Origin of the sequence: Kosakonia sp. MH5 (assembly GCF_009935945.1) — a bacterium.
GTDB classification, from domain to species: Bacteria; Pseudomonadota; Gammaproteobacteria; order Enterobacterales; family Enterobacteriaceae; genus Kosakonia; species Kosakonia radicincitans.
On the sequence record NZ_QODH01000002.1, the window covers coordinates 687,695 to 705,447 of the forward strand.

Genomic DNA, 17,753 nt, shown 5'->3' on the forward strand with positions numbered 1-17,753 from the left:
TGTTAATTGGCCGCTTCGGGTAACACAAACCCCATGGTGGCATCGATAAATAAGCGTGGATCCATCAGTTTCAGGTCGGGAGAAATCACCGGCGTGAACGCCATTTTGTCCAGAATGTCTTTTTGCAGATCGACGCCCGGCGCAATCTCCATTAAATGGAGACCGTCCTCTTTCAGGGTAAATACTGCGCGTTCGGTGATGTAACGGACGTCCAGCCCGCGTTCGAGGGCGATTTTTCCGCTGAAGGTAATTTCTGGCAGCGTGCTAATGAATTTTTTCACCCGGCCTTCCTGCACAATGCGCAACTGGCCGTCGGTAATCTCGGTCTTCAGCCCGGCGGCAGTCAGCGTGCCGCAGAACACAATTTTTCGTGAGGTGGCGCTAATATCAATAAACCCGCCGGTGCCCATAATTTTGCCATTGAATTTATGCACGCCGACGTTGCCGTGTTGATCCACTTCGGCAAAGCTCAGGTAACACACATCAAGGCCGCCGCCGTGGTAGAAATCAAACTGCGAGGTCATATCGAGAATGGCGCGAGTATTGACGTTGGCACCGAACGCCACACCTTGCGAGGTGATGCCACCGACCGGCCCGGTTTCCACCGTCAGCACGAAATCATCGGCACAGCCTTCTTCACGCGCCACCAGGCCGATGCCGTCGGCAATACCGACCCCCACATTTCCCACCGCGCCTTTGCGCATCTCAAATAAGGCGCGGCGCGCCACCAGCTTGCGCTGATTGAGGGGCAGGGTAAGTTGCGTACTGTCGTCGAGCGTGAAATCACCAGAGATAAAGCGGTTCACCGGTGCGCCGCCGTACAACTGCGTCTGGTTGGGATCCACTACCACGATATCCACCAGGTAACCCGGAATGCGCACTGATTTCGGATGCAGCGTGGCTTTTTTCACCATTTTCTGCACCTGCATCATCACAATCCCGCCGTTGTTATGCACCGCCTGCGCCAGTACCAGTGCATCCAGATACATCACTTCATCTTCAAACGAGGCATATCCTTCGCTGTCACAGGTGGTGGCGCGGATAAACGCGATGTCCGGGGCAATGGCTTTGTAGTAGAGGTACTCTTTGTTATCGATCTCGACCAGTTTGATCAGATCTTCCTGGGTGACTTCATTCAGCTTGCCGCCTTGCTGGCGGGGGTCAACGAAGGTGCCCAGTCCGATATCGCTAAGGATGCCGGGCTGGTGGGCCGCCGCGGCGCGAAGCGTCTGTGTTAATACGCCTTGCGGGTAGTTGTAGGCGGCAATTTTACCTTGTTCTGCCAGATCGGAGATGCGCGGCGATTGTCCCCAGTGTCCGCACAGTGCCCATTTCACCAGGCCTTCCTGTGCCAGCGGGCTGATCCCGCGATCGGCACGGTCGCCAAGTCCGGTTGGGCTGATAATGGAAAGGTTTCGCGGTGTTTGCGTCTGTTTATATTTATCGGCTAACGCGGTGATCAATGTGGTGGCTTCGAGAATGCCGCCACCTGCGCCTAAAATGCACAGCGTGGCTTCGTCGGGAATATATTCCACCGCTTCCTGCGCTGACAGTACAGTCACGCGTCCATTGAGGCGTGAGGGTCTTTCAGGTTTCATAATGACTCCTGGGATGTCCGTGCGGTGCGGATATCTGGCTTTATTCGCCGGTATTCAACCGTGAATTAAAGCCGAGCGCGTCCGCTGAATATTTGAAAATATTCATGTCCGGGCATTATTTAATGTAGGGCGAAAACGTTTAGTTCCGCCTGAATATACTCTCTCAGGCCTGATGCAATATCGTTAAGGCAATACGCAGGTCGCTAACGGATATTTGTCCTGGTGCCGAGGCCTTTTTCACCGCGCCAAACGTTGCGGCCGAGCCGAACACCTCACCTGCCAGCCGTGAAATGACCCCGGCTTTTGCCATCGACATGGTAATAAGCGGGCGGTCGGCATAGTGTTCGTGCATCTCAAGCGTCGCGGTAAGCAGGGTCAGCACATCGGTTTTGTTCTTCGGCATCAGCGCGATTTTGGGTATATCGGCACCCAGTTGCTGCATTTTGCGCAGGCGCTGCACAATCTCTTCTGCTGGTGGCGTGTTATGGAAATCGTGGCTGGACATGATAACTTTCACGCTTTTCGCGTGCGCATGTTCCACCATGGCTTTGACCAGCGCCTCGCCGGTAAACAGCTCCAGATCGATGATATCGACCAGACCGCTATCAACTGCCGCGCGGTTGAGCGCAATATACTGCTCCGCCGATAGCGCCTGTTCACCACCTTCTTTCGCGCTGCGGAAGGTAAACAGTAACGGTTTATCCGCTATTGCATTGCGGATGACAAATACCGCTTCCAGCACAGCATCAATGGAGGCGACATTGCTGAAATGGTCAACACGCCACTCCAGGATATCGAAGTCCGCGTCACGATAGGCCTGCGCTTCCGATTTAACACTGGCGATATCTTTCCCCATCAGCGAGACGATGATTTTGGGAGCTCCTTCGCCAATCACGAGATTTTTTACGCTTACCGTTTTCATTCAGTACCTCTTATTCAACGGTCTTTCAGGCTTCGAAGCCCATGACGTGTTTCACGTATTCCAGCGGAAACTCTTTACCGGTCCACAGTTTGAACTGTTCAGCCCCTTGCCACAGCAACATGCCGTAACCATCAATGGTTTTGCACCCGGCTTGCTGCGCCTGTTGCAACAGTTTGGTGATATGCGGGTTATACACGCATTCGGTGACCAGCAGACCCGGACGAAGCAGGCTGATATCGCTGATGAGGCTTTGATCATCCAGCGGTTTCATGCCGATTTTGGTGCCGTTAGTGAGGATGTCTGCGGTAGCAAGGGCAGCGGCAAACGCTTTCTGATCCGCAAGGTCTGTCACGGTTACCACGCAATCGGTGTTTTCGTTGACGCGACGGGCAAAGGCGACGGCTTTTTCGAAGAAATCATCCCGGCGGTTAAACAGTTTAATCTCTTTCAGCCCTTCAATGGCACCTTGTGCGCCAATCGCGGTTGATGCCCCTCCGGCACCCAGCAGTACCATGGTTTTGCCTTTGATGTCGAAACCGCTCTCTTTGATGGCGCGGATATGTCCGGTACCGTCGGTGTTGTAGCCGCGTAAATAGCCATCATCGTTGACAATGGTATTGATAGCGCCAACCAGTTTTGCCGCCGGGGTTAATTCATCCACATACTCGCACGCCAGTTGTTTATTCGGCATGGAGACGCCGGTGCCGCGCATTTTTAAGGCTTTCAGCCCGGCAATGGCATTGGCGAATGTCGAATTATCGACTTCAAATGCCATATAGGTAAAAGGCAGCCCGGCTTTTTCCAGCGCCTTATTTTGCATTTCCGGAGAAAGACTGTGCCGGATAGGGTAGGCCATCAGGCCAATCAGTTCATATTTTGCAGTTACATCCATCATAGACTCCTTGAATATTTATCGTGAACGGAAGCTGTTTTTTGAAAATACCGTTCGCCGAACCGCACATCGTTTTTAGGAATATTGAAGACGCGGTAGTAACGGACGAAGACAATGGCGGCGGTGAGGAAGGCCAGCAGTGCGAAGAAGAAATCCAGCAAGATGATGTACTGCAGTCCAATGTTAGAGAGATACCCGGTAATCAGCGGAATAATAAAATTCGCCAGCCCGCCCATCATCATGTAGACGCTGGTGACTTTGGCTTTGCTCTTCGGGAAGAACTCAGACATCACCGACACACCCAGTTGCAGGATGCCGCCCGCTGCGGAAAAGCCGATAACAAACGCACCGGCATTGCACACCAGTGGCGACGGGAACAAATAGATAACAGCTGCTGTAATAGCCGCCAGCCCGGCGTTAAAGACGTTGGCCCAGACAGGACGTACTTTTGTCTTCAACAGTGCGGCGAAGATGAACACGCACAGCAGCGATCCCATGCTGTAGTAAGAGATGGTTTTTAGGGCGTCGGCTTCCGCCATTCCGGCAAATGCCATGGCATATTTCGGCATCCATACCACGATGACGTAAAAGGTGGAGAAGGCTGCAACGCCGAATAATACCGAGGCAATGCCTTCCAGCCACGGCAGCGGTTTGCTGTTCATCTGCGGCAGCGCTTTGGCGACGCTGGCATCGACCTGCTGGCCGGGGAAGCGGCTTTTCAACAGCATCAACGTGATCAGGACAAACAGAACACCGGGAATAATGACGCTATAGCCGTACCAGATATCATTAAGCAGCATGTAGCTGACGATCATTGGGTAGAGCATCTGCCCGAAAGAAACCATCGCTTTTACCAGAATCACCGCCGAGCCGGACGCTGTCGGAAAACACTCCATCAACGCCGGGTAGCCTCCGGTATCGAGCGCCGAGTTGGCGACACCGACGCAGACAGCCAGAACAAAAGCCACCATCAGGTTCGGGCTGGAGGGGATGCCAAAGAAAAAGAGCATATACAATACGACGCCCAATAAAATAACGGCCCGGCGACCGAACTTGTCGGAAATAACGCCAAAGAACAGAATACTGACCAGACGACCCAGACCGATGCCCGAAATTAAATAAGCAATGCCCGCATTGTTGGTGGAAAATTTCGCCGCCAGAGATGTCATATTTTGCGCCAGCGTAATAACGCTAATGCCGTGCAGGAAATAACTAAGATAGATACAGATTACCGCCAGGATAAATGGGGTGCTGAAAGCCTTATTCTGAGACATTTTTCACAGCTCCGTGCAGATTTTAAATTTTTTCTCCCGCAGCGCTTACTGTGATATCTGGCCGCGAGTTTAGATATTACTTTACGTTCTTTCAACATTCGGCCATACATAGTATGGCGCTTAATTTTCCAGGTTTATTGCATGATAAAATGTGAAGTGAAATGGCTTTTATATCGTTTTGAACGCTATCAATTGTGTCGCTAAATAACGTCCGTATTATTTTGCACAAGCGCATCAACAATATTGCATCGGGAGGGTTATTCGGCGACAGGTGCCATATTCACCGAGCGCCTGGATGCCATACGGCTGCGTAAACCAATAAAAAGTGCCAGCAGAAAACCGATAGCCGCAATGGCAGTATCAAACCACATAATATCAGCAATACTGTGCTCAGAGAGGCGTGCCGTTATTAATGGGATGGTAAAAGTAGCAATGCTTCCCGCGCTGTAATAAATACCGGTCGCTTTTCCTTTGGCGTAAGGAAAACGGGCGGCCATCAATGTCAGGCCAATTTGTACGACGCCACCTGCGGAGGAGAAACCAATAACAAACGAAAAAATCACCACCATCCCAACGCTGGGATGCAGACATACTGTCAGCAAGGCAACAAACGAGATAAAAGTGTACAGCACTAATAACGCCATGGTTCTGGCGGTTTTCCGTACCAGTGGAGCGGTAATGAAAACGCAGAGCAGCGAACCGCAGGTGTAAACGCTGAGCAGTTTGATAGACTCGGTATACGACATGCCGACAACAAACTGACCGTATTGCGCAAGCCACTGACTGATAAGGTAAAAAGTGGTCATTGAGATATAGCCATACAATGTGTAGCTGGCCAGATCGATAACGGAGCAGTGGTGTTTAAGCGTGCTGTCTGCGACCGGTGGCGATTTGCGCGCACGGTGAGGGGGAAAGGTGCAGCGGAGTAAAAACAGGCCGTTGAGGATCATAATGGCGGCGGCAACCAGAAAGGACCAGCCGAACCAGATTTCCGCCCATACCAGCAGGCTGATGATCATCGGTAATAAAAACTGCCCCGCAGAAATAAACGCTTTGATCAGCACATTCGCCGTGCCGGGGGAACGCGGAAATGCTTCCATCAGGCTGGGATAGGTTCCTGCGTCGAGAAAACTGTTGGCGATCCCGGCTAAAAAGCCAAACGCATAAGCCACAACAATGCTGTGTGTGTTGATGATGCCGAAAAAAAATGCGAGATAGCAAAGCATGCCGAGAATAATAAATGGTCGACGGCCAAATTTGTCCGACAATATTCCGGAGAAGAGCAAAACGCTTAGCCGGCCAATACCGAGTGAGGAAATAACAACAGATACTCCTGCTGCATTGGTCTGCCACTGGAGTTCGAGCGAAGACATATTGAGGCTCATTAAAATGACCCCCATGCCGTGCACCAGGTAATTCAGATAAAGACCCAGGGCAGTCGAGAGATAGGTGTTTTTCATTTTATTTACGGCGTGAAGGTGAAATGGATCGTTGGCGGTGTCAGCAGACAAACGTCTTTAGCACAGATGTTCCAGATCATGCGCATAGAGTTCGGCGGCCACTGACTGATAAACCTTCCAGTCCAGATAATCCCCATCATGATATACCGTCCGAAACGCAGCCAAATCCACGAAAAAACGCATCGTATTATTGCCAATGCGATTGTTTATTCGTTGGATGAGAGCGTTAATATGCGATTGCCTTTTTTTTCTCAGCGCCAGCAATTTTTCAACAATATCCGCTGGGATAGCTTTTTCTCCCTTTTCCCATGCCTGCCACTCTGCTGCCGTATTATCCGGTGCAATCCAGGTTGCGCACTCTTCGATGCTCATCGCGAGAATATGGCGTAATGCCTGTAATTCATATGCGTTCATAATTTAATTGCTTCATATAAAAACGATTGTGCATAAATAACACTATTGCGCAGATTGCGGATTGAACAGAGTCACACTATTTTGTGCAATATTATTTGTTATCGGTCTGTAAAGCTCCGGCCTGAATTCTGCTGTCTGCGTGGGCAAGTCGCATTTCGAATGAAACCCGACAGTGGCGGATGTCACCGTTGTCTTGTGCGCGTGCGATCGGGGATCACTTCCGCTGTTTGTCGCTCCTGCCCAGGTTTGCCGATCGGTTTCTCAATGATGAGCACCCTTAGCGTTACGCGTTAGTCGTGTTATGTGTAGAAATAATTCCGGATGATATTTTCCCATTAATTATTTGTACAATAAATAACATGGTGTCTGAGAATATGTTTAGCGTCATGATGGGCTGAGTAGGATTATTCCCTGTTTTTCCTTAATTATCTGCGATGTCAGGTAATAAAAATGAGAAATATCGTAGGTATTCTGTTTTTACACGATGTGATTATGATTCGCGAACCATTGCAACCATTTGTTTTTAATGGTTATTTTAAATTTATGGTTTCTGTAAATTCAGGGGTTATTGGTATTGATGTTGGTTATTTTAATAAGAAGAAAAAAGTCCGACATATAAATATCGGACAAGTCAAACAGGAGCGACAGTAAAAAATAAAGAAAGGAAGGTGGATAACAAACGAGTCAGGATAATTACACAGTTTTTGTAATAAGAAAACTAATTTTTTAGCCTTAAATAAAACTAAAACACTTTGTTTTTTTATTCTGTTTATTTTTACGAACTTCTTTGCACCAAAACAGGGCGAGCTGACGTGTGACAGTAAAATATATAAATAAAGCTGATATATCTTTAAAATTCATTTTCTGGGGATATGATGTGAAAGTAGTCACATTCGTATTGAAAGAAGCTTTTCCTTTTCACCCTTAACAGCGCGGAAAACGACATTATGGAAGATAAAGCGAAACGAAGTCTGGGGGGAAAGCTGGCGTTATGGGTTTTCTGGATTTTTTGTGTCTGGTTTATCTGGAGCCTGTTGAACGATATCTGGTTGCCTGGACCGCCTTCGGGCAACGCGAATGGCGCAAGGGGCGCAGCCAGCGCGGATGGGTTCAACAGCTTCAGCAGCGTACTGGTGCTTGGCGTGGTGGGAGCGATACTCGGCGCGATTGCCTGGTATACTCGCCCACGCGATCCTGATGCCTGAAGATGTTATGGTAATGACTTTTCATCGACAGGACGCACAATGAATTTATCTGACTGGCAACACCGTTTCGATAAATGGGTGACGCAACACTTTAATCATGCTGATGCAGCCCATGATGTGTCGCACTTTCGCCGGGTGTGGAAAACCGCGCAGACGCTGATGCTGGGGCAGCAGGTTGATGGGCTGGTGGTGCTGGCTGCCTGCTATTTCCATGACATTGTCAGCTTTGCGAAAAACCACCCGCAACGCCATCAATCCTCGGTACTGGCGGCGCAAAAAACCGCTGAAATTCTGGCCAATGACTTCCCTGATTTTCCCGCAGGCTCGGTGCCAGCCGTGCGTCATGCCATTGAAGCGCACAGCTTTAGCGCAGGTATCGCACCGCTCACGCTGGAAGCCAAAATCGTTCAGGACGCGGACAGGCTGGAATCGCTTGGCGCGATTGGTCTGGCCCGCGTGTTTGCTGTCTCCGGTTCGATGGGCGCGGCGCTCTTTGACGGCAACGATCCCTTTGCCGCAGAGCGGGAACTGGACGACAGAGCCTACGCCCTCGATCATTTTCGCTGTAAGTTACTGAAGCTGCCTGCCACCATGCAGACAGCAAAAGGGCGGGAGCTGGCTGCGCATAACGCCGATTTTCTGGTGCATTACATGGCGAAACTGAGCGCGGAACTCCAGGGCGATCATCAACGGATTGATGATGAGGTGCTACGGCGCTTTCGTACCTCAGCAACTTAAGGGAGAAAAGAGATGGCGGATGTTCATGACAAAGCGACGCGCAGTAAGAATATGCGGGCAATCGCTACGCGCGATACGGCCATCGAAAAACGGCTGGCCGCCTGCCTGCAATCGCTGGATCTGGCGTTTCGCGTACAGGATGCCGCGTTACCAGGTCGCCCTGATTTTGTGCTGGATGAGTATCGCTGTGTGATCTTCACCCACGGGTGTTACTGGCATCGCCATAACTGCTATCTGTTTAAGATTCCGGCCACGCGTACGGATTTCTGGCTGGAAAAAATCGGCAAAAATGTGGCGCGTGATGCGCGCGACTGCGCATTGCTGCTTGAACAGGGCTGGCGGGTGCTGGTGGTGTGGGAGTGCGCATTGCGCGGCAAGCTGAAACTGAGCGACGGGGCGCTGAGCGAGCGGCTGGAAGAGTGGATCTGCGAGGGGCAACAAACCGCGCAGATCGACACTCAGGGGATTCATGCGATGGCGATTACTTCTCCACGCAAGGCGTAACAGCCGGGCGCGGCGGGAAGAGATATTTGCCCAGCGTCACCAGTACCACAGCCAGGATAATGATCCCCAGCGCCAGCCATTCAACGGAAGAGAGATGTTCGCCGCCAAAGCCCGTGCCCAGCAGTACCGCCACCACCGGGTTCACATAGGCGTAGCTGGTTGCTAATGCCGGTGACACGTTGCGGATCAGATACATATAGGCACTAATAGCGATGATAGAGCCAAACAGCGCCAGATAGCCGACGGCGAAAAAGCCGGACAGCGGCGGTATGGCGCTAAGGTGTTCGCCGCTCAGAGCCGAGGCGGCCAGCAACACGATCCCGGCGGCCAGCATTTCAATCGCGCCCGCCATCATCCCACCCGGGAGTTCAATCCGCGAACCGTACACCGAACCAAACGCCCAGCTTAGCGAGCCGATGAGGATCATGACTGCGCCCCATGGATTACCGCTCAGGTTTCCGCCGCTATTCAGCAAAATGATCCCCGCCAGGCCAATAGCAATTCCAGCCCACTCAAGCTTTCGCGTCGCGATACCAAAAAAATGGCTAAAGCACAGCGTAAACAGTGGTACGGTCGCCACGACGACCGCAGCGATGCCGGAAGGGACATTCTGATGTTCCGCCACCGTGACAAAGCCGTTACCGACAGCGAGCAGCAATACGCCAATCAGCGCCGCATTGAGCATTGGGCGCAGCGGCGGCAGTTTATGGCCGCTCAGCAACAGAATGGTTATCAGCACGATACCCGCAGATAAAAAGCGGATACCAGCCATCATGAAGGGCGGCCAGCTTTCGACGCCGACGCGGATAACAAAATAGGTAGAACCCCAGATGATGTAGAGCGCAAACAACGCTCCAATAAGCGGTAAAACTTGCCTGAAACGCATAAACCACCACAACAAAAGATACGAGGCTTATAGTAAACGTCAAAACTATACGTCTTGCGAGTGGTTAATTCGGCAGAAGCTGTTAAATTTTTGTTGACACTATGGGGTGATTCTCGCCATAGATTTTTTACTGCATACTGCACTTTATTTAGTGATAACTCTGAAAAGGAAGAAATTTTGGCAGGAAGTAGTTTATTAACATTGCTTGACGACATTGCCACCTTGCTGGATGACATTTCCGTGATGGGCAAACTGGCGGCGAAGAAAACTGCCGGTGTGCTGGGAGACGATCTTTCGTTAAATGCGCAGCAAGTAACCGGCGTTCGCGCCAACCGTGAACTGCCGGTAGTGTGGGGTGTGGCGCGCGGATCGCTGCTCAACAAGGTCATTCTTGTGCCTCTGGCTTTGCTGATCAGCGCGTTTATCCCGTGGGCTATTACACCGCTGTTGATGGTCGGCGGCGCGTTTTTGTGCTTCGAGGGTGTGGAAAAAGTGCTGCACACCCTGGCTGCACGTAAGCATAAAGAGACCCCTGAAGCCCGGCAGCATCGGCTGGAGGCGCTGGCCGCACAGGATCCACAGCAGTTCGAAAAAGACAAAATCAAAGGCGCTGTCCGTACCGATTTTATTTTATCGGCAGAGATTGTTGCCATCACGCTCGGTATCGTGGCCGACTCGCCATTGCTCAACCAGGTGCTGGTTTTATCGGGCATTGCGTTGTTGGTGACCATCGGTGTTTATGGCCTGGTGGGGATTATCGTCAAGCTCGATGACATGGGTTACTGGCTGGCAGAACGGAAAGGCGCGCTGGCGCAGGGGATGGGCAAAGGGCTGCTTGTTCTGGCTCCCTGGCTGATGAAGACCTTAAGCGTGGTCGGCACGCTGGCGATGTTCCTCGTTGGCGGCGGTATTGTGGTGCATGGCATAACGCCGCTGCACCATGCGATCGCGAATTTCGCGGCCGGTCAGCACGCGTTGCTGCAGACCCTGATACCGGTTATCGCTAATTTGCTGTTGGGATTCGCCATTGGCGCGGTGGTCGTGGCCGTCGTTAAAGGGGTTACGCATCTGCGTGGTGCGGCGAAGTAAAATCTCGCCGCAGTGATTATGCAAAACCCGCAAACTTCGTCTAATGTGAAAAAGTTTCGCCCTGATACAGGAGGCAGTGATGGTCTTTTTGGTCAGCGATGAAGTAATACCAAAAGAGGGTGGTCCGCGCATGATCGTTACCGGCTATTCCAGCGGTATGGTGGAGTGCCGATGGTATGACGGTTACGGGGTCAAACGGGAAGCCTTTCGTGAAGATGAACTGATGCCTGGCGACAGGCAAAGGGCACACGAGCAGGTGTAACCCAGTAGAAACGCCCGGCTATTGCTGGGCGTTTTTATTGTTCTCCATTCGACGCCAGTGCTAAAGATCGACTGCGGCTATACAGACTGAATTCCAGGGAGCTCGTGTGCGGCAGAACAGCGTCGTGAAACAACCGAGGTCGTTTATTACTCTGAAGCGTTATTTTCTCCCGGCACGGGTGGTTAACCTTTGCTTTCTGATTGTCATGGTGTGCTCCACGATTTTGACCTGGCGAGAAGTGATCGTCCTGCAAGGAGCTTACGTCGCCAGCCAGCGCAGCGAGCTGGAAAATGTCAGTAACGCGCTGGACATGCAAATGCAGAGTGGTGTGGATCGGCTGCTTTTTTTTCGCAACGGCATGCAGGCCGCGCTACAAACGCCGCTCGGTTTTAAAGTACTGAATAATGTACAGCAGGAGTTCGGACTCCGGCGCACACAGTCGCAGTGGCAAATCGGCCTTGATAATACGCGCACGCTGCCCATTTATGGCGTATCCGATTATTTTGTTAATCAAAGCGATCTCCTCAACCGTGATGATGAACGCTTACCTGCGGAACTGACCGCGGCGATGGAGCTCGGCTATCTGTTCCGTCTCTCCGCTAATGCTTCCATGTTGCCGCGCCAGGCGTATTACGTTTCTCGCGCCGGTTTCTATATCTCGACAAACCCGGTGGAGAGTGAAGAAAAGATCGTTCCGACCTATTATCGCCTGCTGATGCGCTCCTGGTTTCGGGGACAGCAACAGCAGGAAAATCGGGCCCGTGGCGTTCGTTGGTATACCGATCAGGCGCGCCAGGGCAGCGTAACACGCGGGTTCGTCGCTGCCAGCGTGCCGCTGGACTATCAGCAATATTGGTATGGCGTGCTGGTGCTGAGCTTTCCTATTAGCGATATCAATCGTTTATTGGTCGAAGCGCGTGAAGAGCAGGAAGGGGGGCAATATCTGCTTTATGACAGCAGCTTTAATCTGCTGACTAGCACGCTGACGGAGCAGGGGGCTGTATTTAGTGTGAATGAACGCAATCAACTGTTGGCGGATATGGAACGCGATACCCTCGGTGGGATCCATCTCGGTACTCGCTATGTTAGCTGGCAAAAGCTGAAACAGTTTGGTGGCGTACTGGTGCGTATTCACACGTTGCGGGAGGGGATAACCGGCGATTTTGGGCGTATCAGTATCGCACTGTCGCTGTTGTGGTTGCTCTTTACCGGCATGCTGCTGTTCTCGTGGGGGATTATCCGCAGGATGGTGAATAATATGTACAGCATGCAGAACACGTTGCAGTGGCAGGCGTGGTTCGATCCGCTAACGCGTCTGTATAACCGCGGCTCATTTTTTGAACGGGCAAAAACGTTATCCGAACAGGCGCGCGTGAGTAATCTGCCCTTTGCCGTTATCCAGTTGGATCTCGATCACTTTAAAAGTGTTAATGACCGTTTCGGTCATCAGGCTGGCGATCTGGTGCTCTCTCATGCTGCCGGAATAATCAGCAATACTATCGGCGGGCAGGATGTCGCCGGGCGCGTCGGCGGGGAAGAGTTCTGTATTCTGCTGCCGGGCAGCACGCTGGAGCAGGCTGCCCGGGTTGCCGAGCGTATTCGCGCGCGAATCAAGGGGAAAGAGATTCTGGTACAGAAAGACACCACGCTGCGCATTACGGTGTCGCTGGGTGTCAGCGATGCCTCTGAGAACGGCGATTACGATTTCGAATCCCTGCAATCTGTTGCTGATAGCCGCCTGTACCGCGCGAAAAACAACGGACGCAATCAGGTTTGCTCTACGGACGGTGCGCCAAAGAAATGATCCATCCCTTCGCGCCAGCCTCCCGCGCCTTCCTGCATTGTGTGATAAACCCGCTCGGGTGAATCCTGACGCAATTGTACGCCCTGGCGATTGAGGCCTTTCACCACGATAGCGTAATCGACGCTATCAAGCAGCGGCGCATCGTTAGGGCCATCGCCGAGGCCAAGCGTTAACATGCGCTGGCCCCGGTAGTGATGATACTGGCGCGTGAGCCAGTTAACGGCCTGATCTTTTCCACTGCGTTCATCCAGAACGTGCCAGAAGCGCGCGCCCTGCACAAAGCGCAGACCGAGTTGCTGAAGGGTTTGATCGAAGGCGGACATCGCCTCGTCGCTGTCACGCCAGATCAGCGTTTCTGACGCCTCCTGGAGACGCGCAAGGTTTGCCTGCGCCAGAGGTAAACCGGTCACGTCTGCCAGCACATGCTCATCCAGTTCGCCAAACGTAGTGAATTTCCAGCCATGCTGCTGGCGCAGCCGGGCCAGTACGCTGGCAATATCAGCATGGGGCGAACCGTTGATAATACGTGGGTAATCCTCATGATCCTGCCACTGCGCATCAAGCTGAATGACGGCGCCGTTTTCGGCAATAAACGGCAGTCCCTGCAGTTGCAGCAATTTCTGAATGGCCATCATCTCTGCGGCTGTTTTACTGCTGCATAAAATGACCGGGATTGACTGCGCGCGAAGGCGGGTAAGCCATTCTGCTGCGGCTTGCCACTCGCCGGTATGGTTATCAAGCAGCGTGCCATCGACATCGGTAAATACCAGTAAGGGATCGTCCAGACTCGGCATTTTCGGCTCCTTATCATTCGGAAAAGGGCAGGCGGCGGAAGTATTGTATCCAACAGAATACAGTTGTATTTCTAATTATTCGCCTGATCAATAATTCTTGTCATCGTCCGTTTTTGTCGATAAAGTTGCGCTACATCAGATTCCCTGGTGTACGAATTTTAAGTGCTTCTTGCGAAAGCAAGCTTTATCCCGGCCGTTTTACGGCCGGGATGTTTCTTCAGCGATTCGCTTCCGTAATGCTGAAATCATGGACATCCAGTTCAAATGCCTCCGCCAGTTCCCGCCAGGTATGATATTCGCGACCATCAACGCTGACGCGCTGGCCCTCTTCATCTTCGACCCGATGAACTTCGCTTTCGCTAATTTCATTAATGGCCGCCAGTAGCGCATCCACGTCAATATCGACGTCGCGCTTGACGGTATTGCTGTACTCTTTTGCCGTTTTCATGCTGTCACCTCGTTGCAATGCCGTTCTTAAGTATAGACGGTAGAAAAAATCGCCAGCTAAACGGCGGGACGCTGCCAGCTCCGGCGTTTTGTTCTACACTGGCGTAAATGCGACAGGAGGGTAAATATGAAGGTTAACGATCGGGTTACAGTCAAAACGGACGGGGGTCCACGCCGTCCGGGTGTGGTATTGGCTGTTGAAGCATTCAATGAGGGTACGATGTACCTGGTATCACTTGAAGATTACCCGCTCGGTATTTGGTTCTTTAACGAAAAGGACCACCCTGATGGGATTTTTGTCGAGCGAGTAGAATAATATTTCGCCCTCCTGCCAGGGAGGGTGAAAAAAAATACTACTTTCTAACGCATATTAACAAATATACCTGTCGTGACATTGTCGGTAAGACGTACGACATGGTAAATAACTTGTTTATTATGTGTTTTTATTTTTCTTTTTATATTGCCTTTATGTGATGATACCGTCTTGGCTTTGATATTCATTTGATCCGATATTTGGATCGTATCTTGCCCGGACATCCACATTTTCAACATGCTGGACTCTGTACGGCTCAATGAAAGCGTGGGTAAATTAATGGTTCCGACGCTTTTTTTCTCCTTACTCAGATAATCTCCCAGAATATTGTCCAGCGACTCAGGCTTGATTGATTTAGAACTAATCAATAAATTTTTACGGACCAAAAGATATTCATCGAAATGAATATTGGCTATCGCCATAAACACGATAAACAGTGTTCGGGGATGTTGATTAATGACTTGCTTAATGTGTTGACTGCTGCTTGGGTCATGGATAAAGCAGTCTTCATTAATAAACACCACGGATGGCTGAAGTGTGGCGCAAGCTGATTCGAGTTCATCAACTGTTTGTACATCGTTGATTTCTCGTTTTTTTACCCCCCGGCTCGTCAGATACCCTGTTAATCCCAACCGGGTATAACTGCATAAATCCATAATAATCGTTGACATGGCATACCCTCACTCAATGCGTAACGATAATTCACCACCCGCCAGAAGCTTCCGAAGCCATACAGGAAAAACTTAATATTACTGAAGTGCAGGATGAAGACTTCAGGCGAATCCACTATCCCGTAAAGTTACGTATAATTTGCCAGGAATCATCTCAAAGTAAAGTAAATGTTGTGTTCTGTGAGACGGCTAAAAACAAATAAGCCGCGCCAGATATATGTTGGAAGATGTTTTGCAAATTTCACTTTAGGATTATCCTTACAAAGACAATACCAAAGCTACGGATTAGTATTCTGCGGCAGTTCGCTGACAATTTCCGCTAACAGATTGAAAAACTCGCTGAATAATCGTTCACAGAAAGGTGCAAGCAACGGCATCATCACCGCCATCAGCAAAATACCTACGCTTAATGTCACCGGAAAACCAATGACAAACACCGATAACTGAGGAGCCATGCGGTTTAGCAAACCGAGTGACAGGTTAATGGTCAGTAGCAGGGTGATAACCGGTAATGCCAGCATCAGGCCATTGAGAAAAATCATTCCCGCCGAGCGGGTTAGCGCCAGATACGCGTTACTGTTTACAGGATTGCCGCCGATAGGCAGCGTGTGGAAGGTGTCCACCAGCATGGAAATCAGCCAAAGATGTCCATTGAAGGTGAGGAACAGCAGCATCGCCAGCATATCGAGAATACGCGCCAGCACTGGCATGTTTAGATGGCTGGTAGGATCGACAAAGGTGGCGAAGGAGAGACCCATCTGCAGGCCAATCAGTTCACCGGCGGTACGGATAGTGGCAAAAGCAAACTGCATGGTAAAACCGAGCGCGACGCCAATCAGAATTTGCTGTAACGCCAGCCACAGCGCTGGTGGTGAAAAAATGGCGACATCGGGTGTTGGTGGCAGTGTCGGTGCGATGACTACGGTAATGACAATCCCCAGCCCAACTTTAATGCGACGCGGGATACGTGTTTCACTGAGGATCGGCGCGGTCATAATCAGCGCCATCACGCGCAGCAGCGGCCAGAAATACATACTGATCCAGTGGAGCCACTGGTCGCTGGTGACGTTCAGCATAAGCGGGTTTACCCGATGATATAAGGAATGTTGTTGAACAGGGTGCGCACATAATCAAGCAGCAAATTCAGCATCCACGGCCCGGCAACCACAATCGCGATAAACACGGCGATGATTTTCGGGATAAAGGAGAGCGTCATTTCGTTGATCTGCGTTGCAGCCTGCAAAATACTGATCACCAGACCCGTGATCAGCGCAACCAACAGCAGTGGGGCAGCGAGTGCGAGAGCCACTTTCATCGCCTCGGTGCCCATCATCATGACCGATTCGGGTGTCATGCTTTACTCCTAACTGTAAAAGCTTTGCGCCAGCGAGCCGACGAGTAATTGCCAGCCATCCACCAGCACGAAGAGCATCAGCTTGAACGGCAGGGCGATGGTCGCGGGTGGCACCATCATCATCCCCAGCGCCATCAGTACGCTGGCGATCACCAGGTCAATAATCAGGAACGGGATAAAAATCGTAAAGCCTATCTGGAAAGCCGTTTTCAACTCACTGGTCACATAAGCAGGCAGCAAAATCCGCATGGGTACGGCTTCCGGCCCCTGAATGGGTGGCTCATTGGCGAGGCGGGCAAACAGCGCCAGATCGGCTTGTCGGGTCTGGCGCAGCATAAATTCACGCAGCGGTTGCGCGCCGCGTTCCAGCGCCACGTCCACGGAAATCTTGTTTTCACTGAACGGCTGATAGGCGTCGGTATAAATCTTGTCGATAACCGGCGACATAATGAAAAAGGTCAAAAACAGCGCCAGCCCAAGCAGTACCTGGTTTGGCGGCGCGGAGGGTGTACCCAATGCATTTCGCAGCAGGCCAAACACAATGATGATGCGGGTGAAGCTGGTCATCATCAACAAAATTGCCGGCAGGAAGGTGAGGGAGGTGATAAACACCAGCGTCTGCACCGGCAGCGACCAGCTCTGGCCGCCGTTAGCCAGCGGCTGGCTAATAAGGCCGGGCAGTTGAGCGAAAGCGGCAGGTGTAACCAGCCATAAACCAGCCAGCACAAGGGGTAACAAACTGCGCATCAGGATCTCCCGGAACGCTTAAGCAAATTCTTCATCACGGACTGGAAATCCGCATTTTTGTCGTTCACGTCTTCACTTTCAGCAGGCGCAGGAGGAAGTTTGTGCAACAGGTTTATTTGGGTGGGAGTCACGCCGAGCACCAGACGTGCATCTTCAACATCGACAATCACTACGCGTTCACGCGTGCCGACAGAAGCGCTGGCCGTCACTTTTAAGCCCCTGGCGCCGGCGGTTTTGCCGCCAAAGCCGAGGCGTTTTGCCAGCCACGCGGCGACAAGGATCACCGCGATAATGCCAAACAGTGCGCCGCTGACTTGCAGCAGCGGCGAACCGGAAATGGCAGACGGTTGGGAAACCGTGGCCTGTGTTTTCATGCTCG

The 17,753-nt window shown here is 51.5% G+C and carries 22 protein-coding genes; 8 read left to right on the top strand and 14 right to left on the bottom strand.

Going from position 1 to position 17,753, the window contains the following annotated elements:
• Positions 1-2: 2 nt before the first annotated feature.
• The 6 genes from DK872_RS09560 to DK872_RS09585 form a co-directional block, all read right to left on the bottom strand.
• Entirely contained in the window at positions 3-1,598 is a 1,596-nt protein-coding gene (locus tag DK872_RS09560) for an acyl CoA:acetate/3-ketoacid CoA transferase (RefSeq protein WP_035890260.1), read from the bottom strand.
• A gap of 163 nt (positions 1,599-1,761) precedes the next feature.
• Positions 1,762-2,520, bottom strand: a complete 759-nt coding sequence (gene aroD / locus DK872_RS09565) for a type I 3-dehydroquinate dehydratase (RefSeq protein WP_035890259.1) — start codon at positions 2,518-2,520, stop codon at positions 1,762-1,764.
• A gap of 25 nt (positions 2,521-2,545) precedes the next feature.
• Positions 2,546-3,412, bottom strand: coding sequence for a quinate/shikimate dehydrogenase (gene ydiB / locus DK872_RS09570; protein WP_007371466.1), 867 nt, complete (start codon positions 3,410-3,412; stop codon positions 2,546-2,548).
• Positions 3,412-4,686, bottom strand: a complete 1,275-nt coding sequence (locus tag DK872_RS09575; protein ID WP_035890257.1) for an MFS transporter — start codon at positions 4,684-4,686, stop codon at positions 3,412-3,414. The genes ydiB and DK872_RS09575 overlap by 1 nt, the downstream gene beginning before the upstream one ends.
• Positions 4,687-4,943: 257 nt before the next feature.
• Entirely contained in the window at positions 4,944-6,146 is a 1,203-nt protein-coding gene (locus DK872_RS09580; RefSeq protein ID WP_007371469.1) for an MFS transporter, read from the bottom strand.
• 57 nt (positions 6,147-6,203) lie between these two features.
• The gene (locus DK872_RS09585) at positions 6,204-6,560 is read right to left on the bottom strand and encodes a YdiL family protein (RefSeq protein WP_079517737.1); all 357 of its coding nucleotides are present in this window, start codon (positions 6,558-6,560) and stop codon (positions 6,204-6,206) included.
• Positions 6,561-7,010: 450 nt separating this feature from the next.
• Here DK872_RS09585 and DK872_RS09590 point away from each other — a divergent pair, with 450 nt between their 5' ends.
• The 4 genes from DK872_RS09590 to DK872_RS09605 all read left to right on the top strand — a co-directional run bounded on the left by DK872_RS09590 (position 7,011) and on the right by DK872_RS09605 (position 9,007).
• Positions 7,011-7,211 carry a hypothetical protein gene (locus tag DK872_RS09590; RefSeq protein WP_071921000.1) on the top strand — a complete coding sequence of 67 codons (201 nt, stop codon included), beginning with the start codon at positions 7,011-7,013 and terminating at the stop codon, positions 7,209-7,211.
• Between the two features lie 296 nt (positions 7,212-7,507).
• The gene (gene drpB / locus DK872_RS09595; RefSeq protein WP_007371474.1) at positions 7,508-7,765 is read left to right on the top strand and encodes a cell division protein DrpB; all 258 of its coding nucleotides are present in this window, start codon (positions 7,508-7,510) and stop codon (positions 7,763-7,765) included.
• Positions 7,766-7,804: 39 nt separating this feature from the next.
• On the top strand, positions 7,805-8,503 hold the full coding sequence (locus DK872_RS09600; RefSeq protein WP_079517738.1) for a phosphohydrolase: 699 nt from the start codon (positions 7,805-7,807) through the stop codon (positions 8,501-8,503).
• 12 nt (positions 8,504-8,515) lie between these two features.
• Positions 8,516-9,007 carry a very short patch repair endonuclease gene (locus tag DK872_RS09605; protein WP_007371477.1) on the top strand — a complete coding sequence of 164 codons (492 nt, stop codon included), beginning with the start codon at positions 8,516-8,518 and terminating at the stop codon, positions 9,005-9,007.
• Here the strand turns inward: DK872_RS09605 and yedA are convergent.
• Positions 8,985-9,893 (bottom strand): drug/metabolite exporter YedA, encoded by a 909-nt coding sequence (gene yedA, locus DK872_RS09610; RefSeq protein ID WP_035942225.1) that lies wholly within the window; start codon positions 9,891-9,893, stop codon positions 8,985-8,987. The two genes, DK872_RS09605 and yedA, sit on opposite strands and share 23 nt — an antisense overlap.
• Positions 9,894-10,070: 177 nt before the next feature.
• On the opposite strand from yedA, the gene DK872_RS09615 reads away from it, so the two are divergent.
• The 3 genes from DK872_RS09615 to dgcQ all read left to right on the top strand — a co-directional run bounded on the left by DK872_RS09615 (position 10,071) and on the right by dgcQ (position 13,048).
• Positions 10,071-10,982 carry a DUF808 family protein gene (locus DK872_RS09615; protein WP_071920998.1) on the top strand — a complete coding sequence of 304 codons (912 nt, stop codon included), beginning with the start codon at positions 10,071-10,073 and terminating at the stop codon, positions 10,980-10,982.
• A gap of 79 nt (positions 10,983-11,061) precedes the next feature.
• Entirely contained in the window at positions 11,062-11,244 is a 183-nt protein-coding gene (locus DK872_RS09620; RefSeq protein ID WP_007371481.1) for a YodC family protein, read from the top strand.
• Between the two features lie 106 nt (positions 11,245-11,350).
• The gene (gene dgcQ, locus DK872_RS09625) at positions 11,351-13,048 is read left to right on the top strand and encodes a cellulose biosynthesis regulator diguanylate cyclase DgcQ (RefSeq protein ID WP_161518283.1); all 1,698 of its coding nucleotides are present in this window, start codon (positions 11,351-11,353) and stop codon (positions 13,046-13,048) included.
• On the opposite strand, the gene DK872_RS09630 is transcribed toward dgcQ, so the two are convergent.
• Together DK872_RS09630 and yodD are read right to left on the bottom strand one after the other, a co-directional pair.
• The gene (locus DK872_RS09630; protein ID WP_007371483.1) at positions 13,012-13,842 is read right to left on the bottom strand and encodes a mannosyl-3-phosphoglycerate phosphatase-related protein; all 831 of its coding nucleotides are present in this window, start codon (positions 13,840-13,842) and stop codon (positions 13,012-13,014) included. The genes dgcQ and DK872_RS09630 overlap by 37 nt on opposite strands.
• 217 nt (positions 13,843-14,059) lie before the next feature.
• Positions 14,060-14,290: a YodD family peroxide/acid resistance protein gene (gene yodD, locus DK872_RS09635; protein ID WP_007371484.1), complete on the bottom strand. Its 231-nt coding sequence runs from the start codon at positions 14,288-14,290 to the stop codon at positions 14,060-14,062.
• Between the two features lie 126 nt (positions 14,291-14,416).
• Here yodD and dsrB point away from each other — a divergent pair, with 126 nt between their 5' ends.
• Complete coding sequence (gene dsrB / locus DK872_RS09640) at positions 14,417-14,605, top strand: protein DsrB (RefSeq protein WP_007371485.1); 189 nt, start codon at positions 14,417-14,419, stop codon at positions 14,603-14,605.
• 44 nt (positions 14,606-14,649) lie between these two features.
• Here the strand turns inward: dsrB and rcsA are convergent, their stop codons facing one another.
• From rcsA to fliO, 5 genes are all read right to left on the bottom strand, one after another.
• Positions 14,650-15,273, bottom strand: coding sequence for a transcriptional regulator RcsA (gene rcsA, locus DK872_RS09645; RefSeq protein ID WP_007371486.1), 624 nt, complete (start codon positions 15,271-15,273; stop codon positions 14,650-14,652).
• Between the two features lie 278 nt (positions 15,274-15,551).
• Positions 15,552-16,349 (bottom strand): flagellar biosynthetic protein FliR, encoded by a 798-nt coding sequence (gene fliR, locus DK872_RS09650; RefSeq protein ID WP_007371487.1) that lies wholly within the window; start codon positions 16,347-16,349, stop codon positions 15,552-15,554.
• A gap of 8 nt (positions 16,350-16,357) precedes the next feature.
• Positions 16,358-16,627: a flagellar biosynthesis protein FliQ gene (gene fliQ / locus DK872_RS09655; protein WP_007371488.1), complete on the bottom strand. Its 270-nt coding sequence runs from the start codon at positions 16,625-16,627 to the stop codon at positions 16,358-16,360.
• Positions 16,628-16,636: 9 nt separating this feature from the next.
• Positions 16,637-17,374, bottom strand: coding sequence for a flagellar type III secretion system pore protein FliP (gene fliP / locus DK872_RS09660; RefSeq protein WP_161518284.1), 738 nt, complete (start codon positions 17,372-17,374; stop codon positions 16,637-16,639).
• Positions 17,374-17,748 (bottom strand): flagellar biosynthetic protein FliO, encoded by a 375-nt coding sequence (fliO, locus tag DK872_RS09665; RefSeq protein ID WP_007371490.1) that lies wholly within the window; start codon positions 17,746-17,748, stop codon positions 17,374-17,376. Before fliO ends, fliP begins: the two co-directional genes overlap by 1 nt.
• Positions 17,749-17,753: the final 5 nt, after the last annotated feature.

Excerpts from the sequence above, each read along its gene's own strand:
- yedA (WP_035942225.1), bottom strand. The coding sequence starts at position 9,893 with ATGCGTTTCAGGCAAGTTTTACCGCTTATTGGAGCGTTGTTTGCGCTC.
- DK872_RS09620 (WP_007371481.1), top strand. The coding sequence starts at position 11,062 with ATGGTCTTTTTGGTCAGCGATGAAGTAATACCAAAAGAGGGTGGTCCG.
- yodD (WP_007371484.1), bottom strand. The coding sequence starts at position 14,290 with ATGAAAACGGCAAAAGAGTACAGCAATACCGTCAAGCGCGACGTCGAT.
- DK872_RS09585 (WP_079517737.1), bottom strand. The coding sequence starts at position 6,560 with ATGAACGCATATGAATTACAGGCATTACGCCATATTCTCGCGATGAGC.
- DK872_RS09560 (WP_035890260.1), bottom strand. The coding sequence starts at position 1,598 with ATGAAACCTGAAAGACCCTCACGCCTCAATGGACGCGTGACTGTACTG.
- DK872_RS09600 (WP_079517738.1), top strand. The coding sequence starts at position 7,805 with ATGAATTTATCTGACTGGCAACACCGTTTCGATAAATGGGTGACGCAA.
- rcsA (WP_007371486.1), bottom strand. The coding sequence starts at position 15,273 with ATGTCAACGATTATTATGGATTTATGCAGTTATACCCGGTTGGGATTA.
- fliR (WP_007371487.1), bottom strand. The coding sequence starts at position 16,349 with ATGCTGAACGTCACCAGCGACCAGTGGCTCCACTGGATCAGTATGTAT.
- DK872_RS09590 (WP_071921000.1), top strand. The coding sequence starts at position 7,011 with ATGAGAAATATCGTAGGTATTCTGTTTTTACACGATGTGATTATGATT.
- DK872_RS09605 (WP_007371477.1), top strand. The coding sequence starts at position 8,516 with ATGGCGGATGTTCATGACAAAGCGACGCGCAGTAAGAATATGCGGGCA.
- fliQ (WP_007371488.1), bottom strand. The coding sequence starts at position 16,627 with ATGACACCCGAATCGGTCATGATGATGGGCACCGAGGCGATGAAAGTG.
- DK872_RS09575 (WP_035890257.1), bottom strand. The coding sequence starts at position 4,686 with ATGTCTCAGAATAAGGCTTTCAGCACCCCATTTATCCTGGCGGTAATC.
- fliO (WP_007371490.1), bottom strand. The coding sequence starts at position 17,748 with ATGAAAACACAGGCCACGGTTTCCCAACCGTCTGCCATTTCCGGTTCG.
- DK872_RS09630 (WP_007371483.1), bottom strand. The coding sequence starts at position 13,842 with ATGCCGAGTCTGGACGATCCCTTACTGGTATTTACCGATGTCGATGGC.
- dsrB (WP_007371485.1), top strand. The coding sequence starts at position 14,417 with ATGAAGGTTAACGATCGGGTTACAGTCAAAACGGACGGGGGTCCACGC.
- drpB (WP_007371474.1), top strand. The coding sequence starts at position 7,508 with ATGGAAGATAAAGCGAAACGAAGTCTGGGGGGAAAGCTGGCGTTATGG.
- ydiB (WP_007371466.1), bottom strand. The coding sequence starts at position 3,412 with ATGGATGTAACTGCAAAATATGAACTGATTGGCCTGATGGCCTACCCT.
- DK872_RS09580 (WP_007371469.1), bottom strand. The coding sequence starts at position 6,146 with ATGAAAAACACCTATCTCTCGACTGCCCTGGGTCTTTATCTGAATTAC.
- aroD (WP_035890259.1), bottom strand. The coding sequence starts at position 2,520 with ATGAAAACGGTAAGCGTAAAAAATCTCGTGATTGGCGAAGGAGCTCCC.
- fliP (WP_161518284.1), bottom strand. The coding sequence starts at position 17,374 with ATGCGCAGTTTGTTACCCCTTGTGCTGGCTGGTTTATGGCTGGTTACA.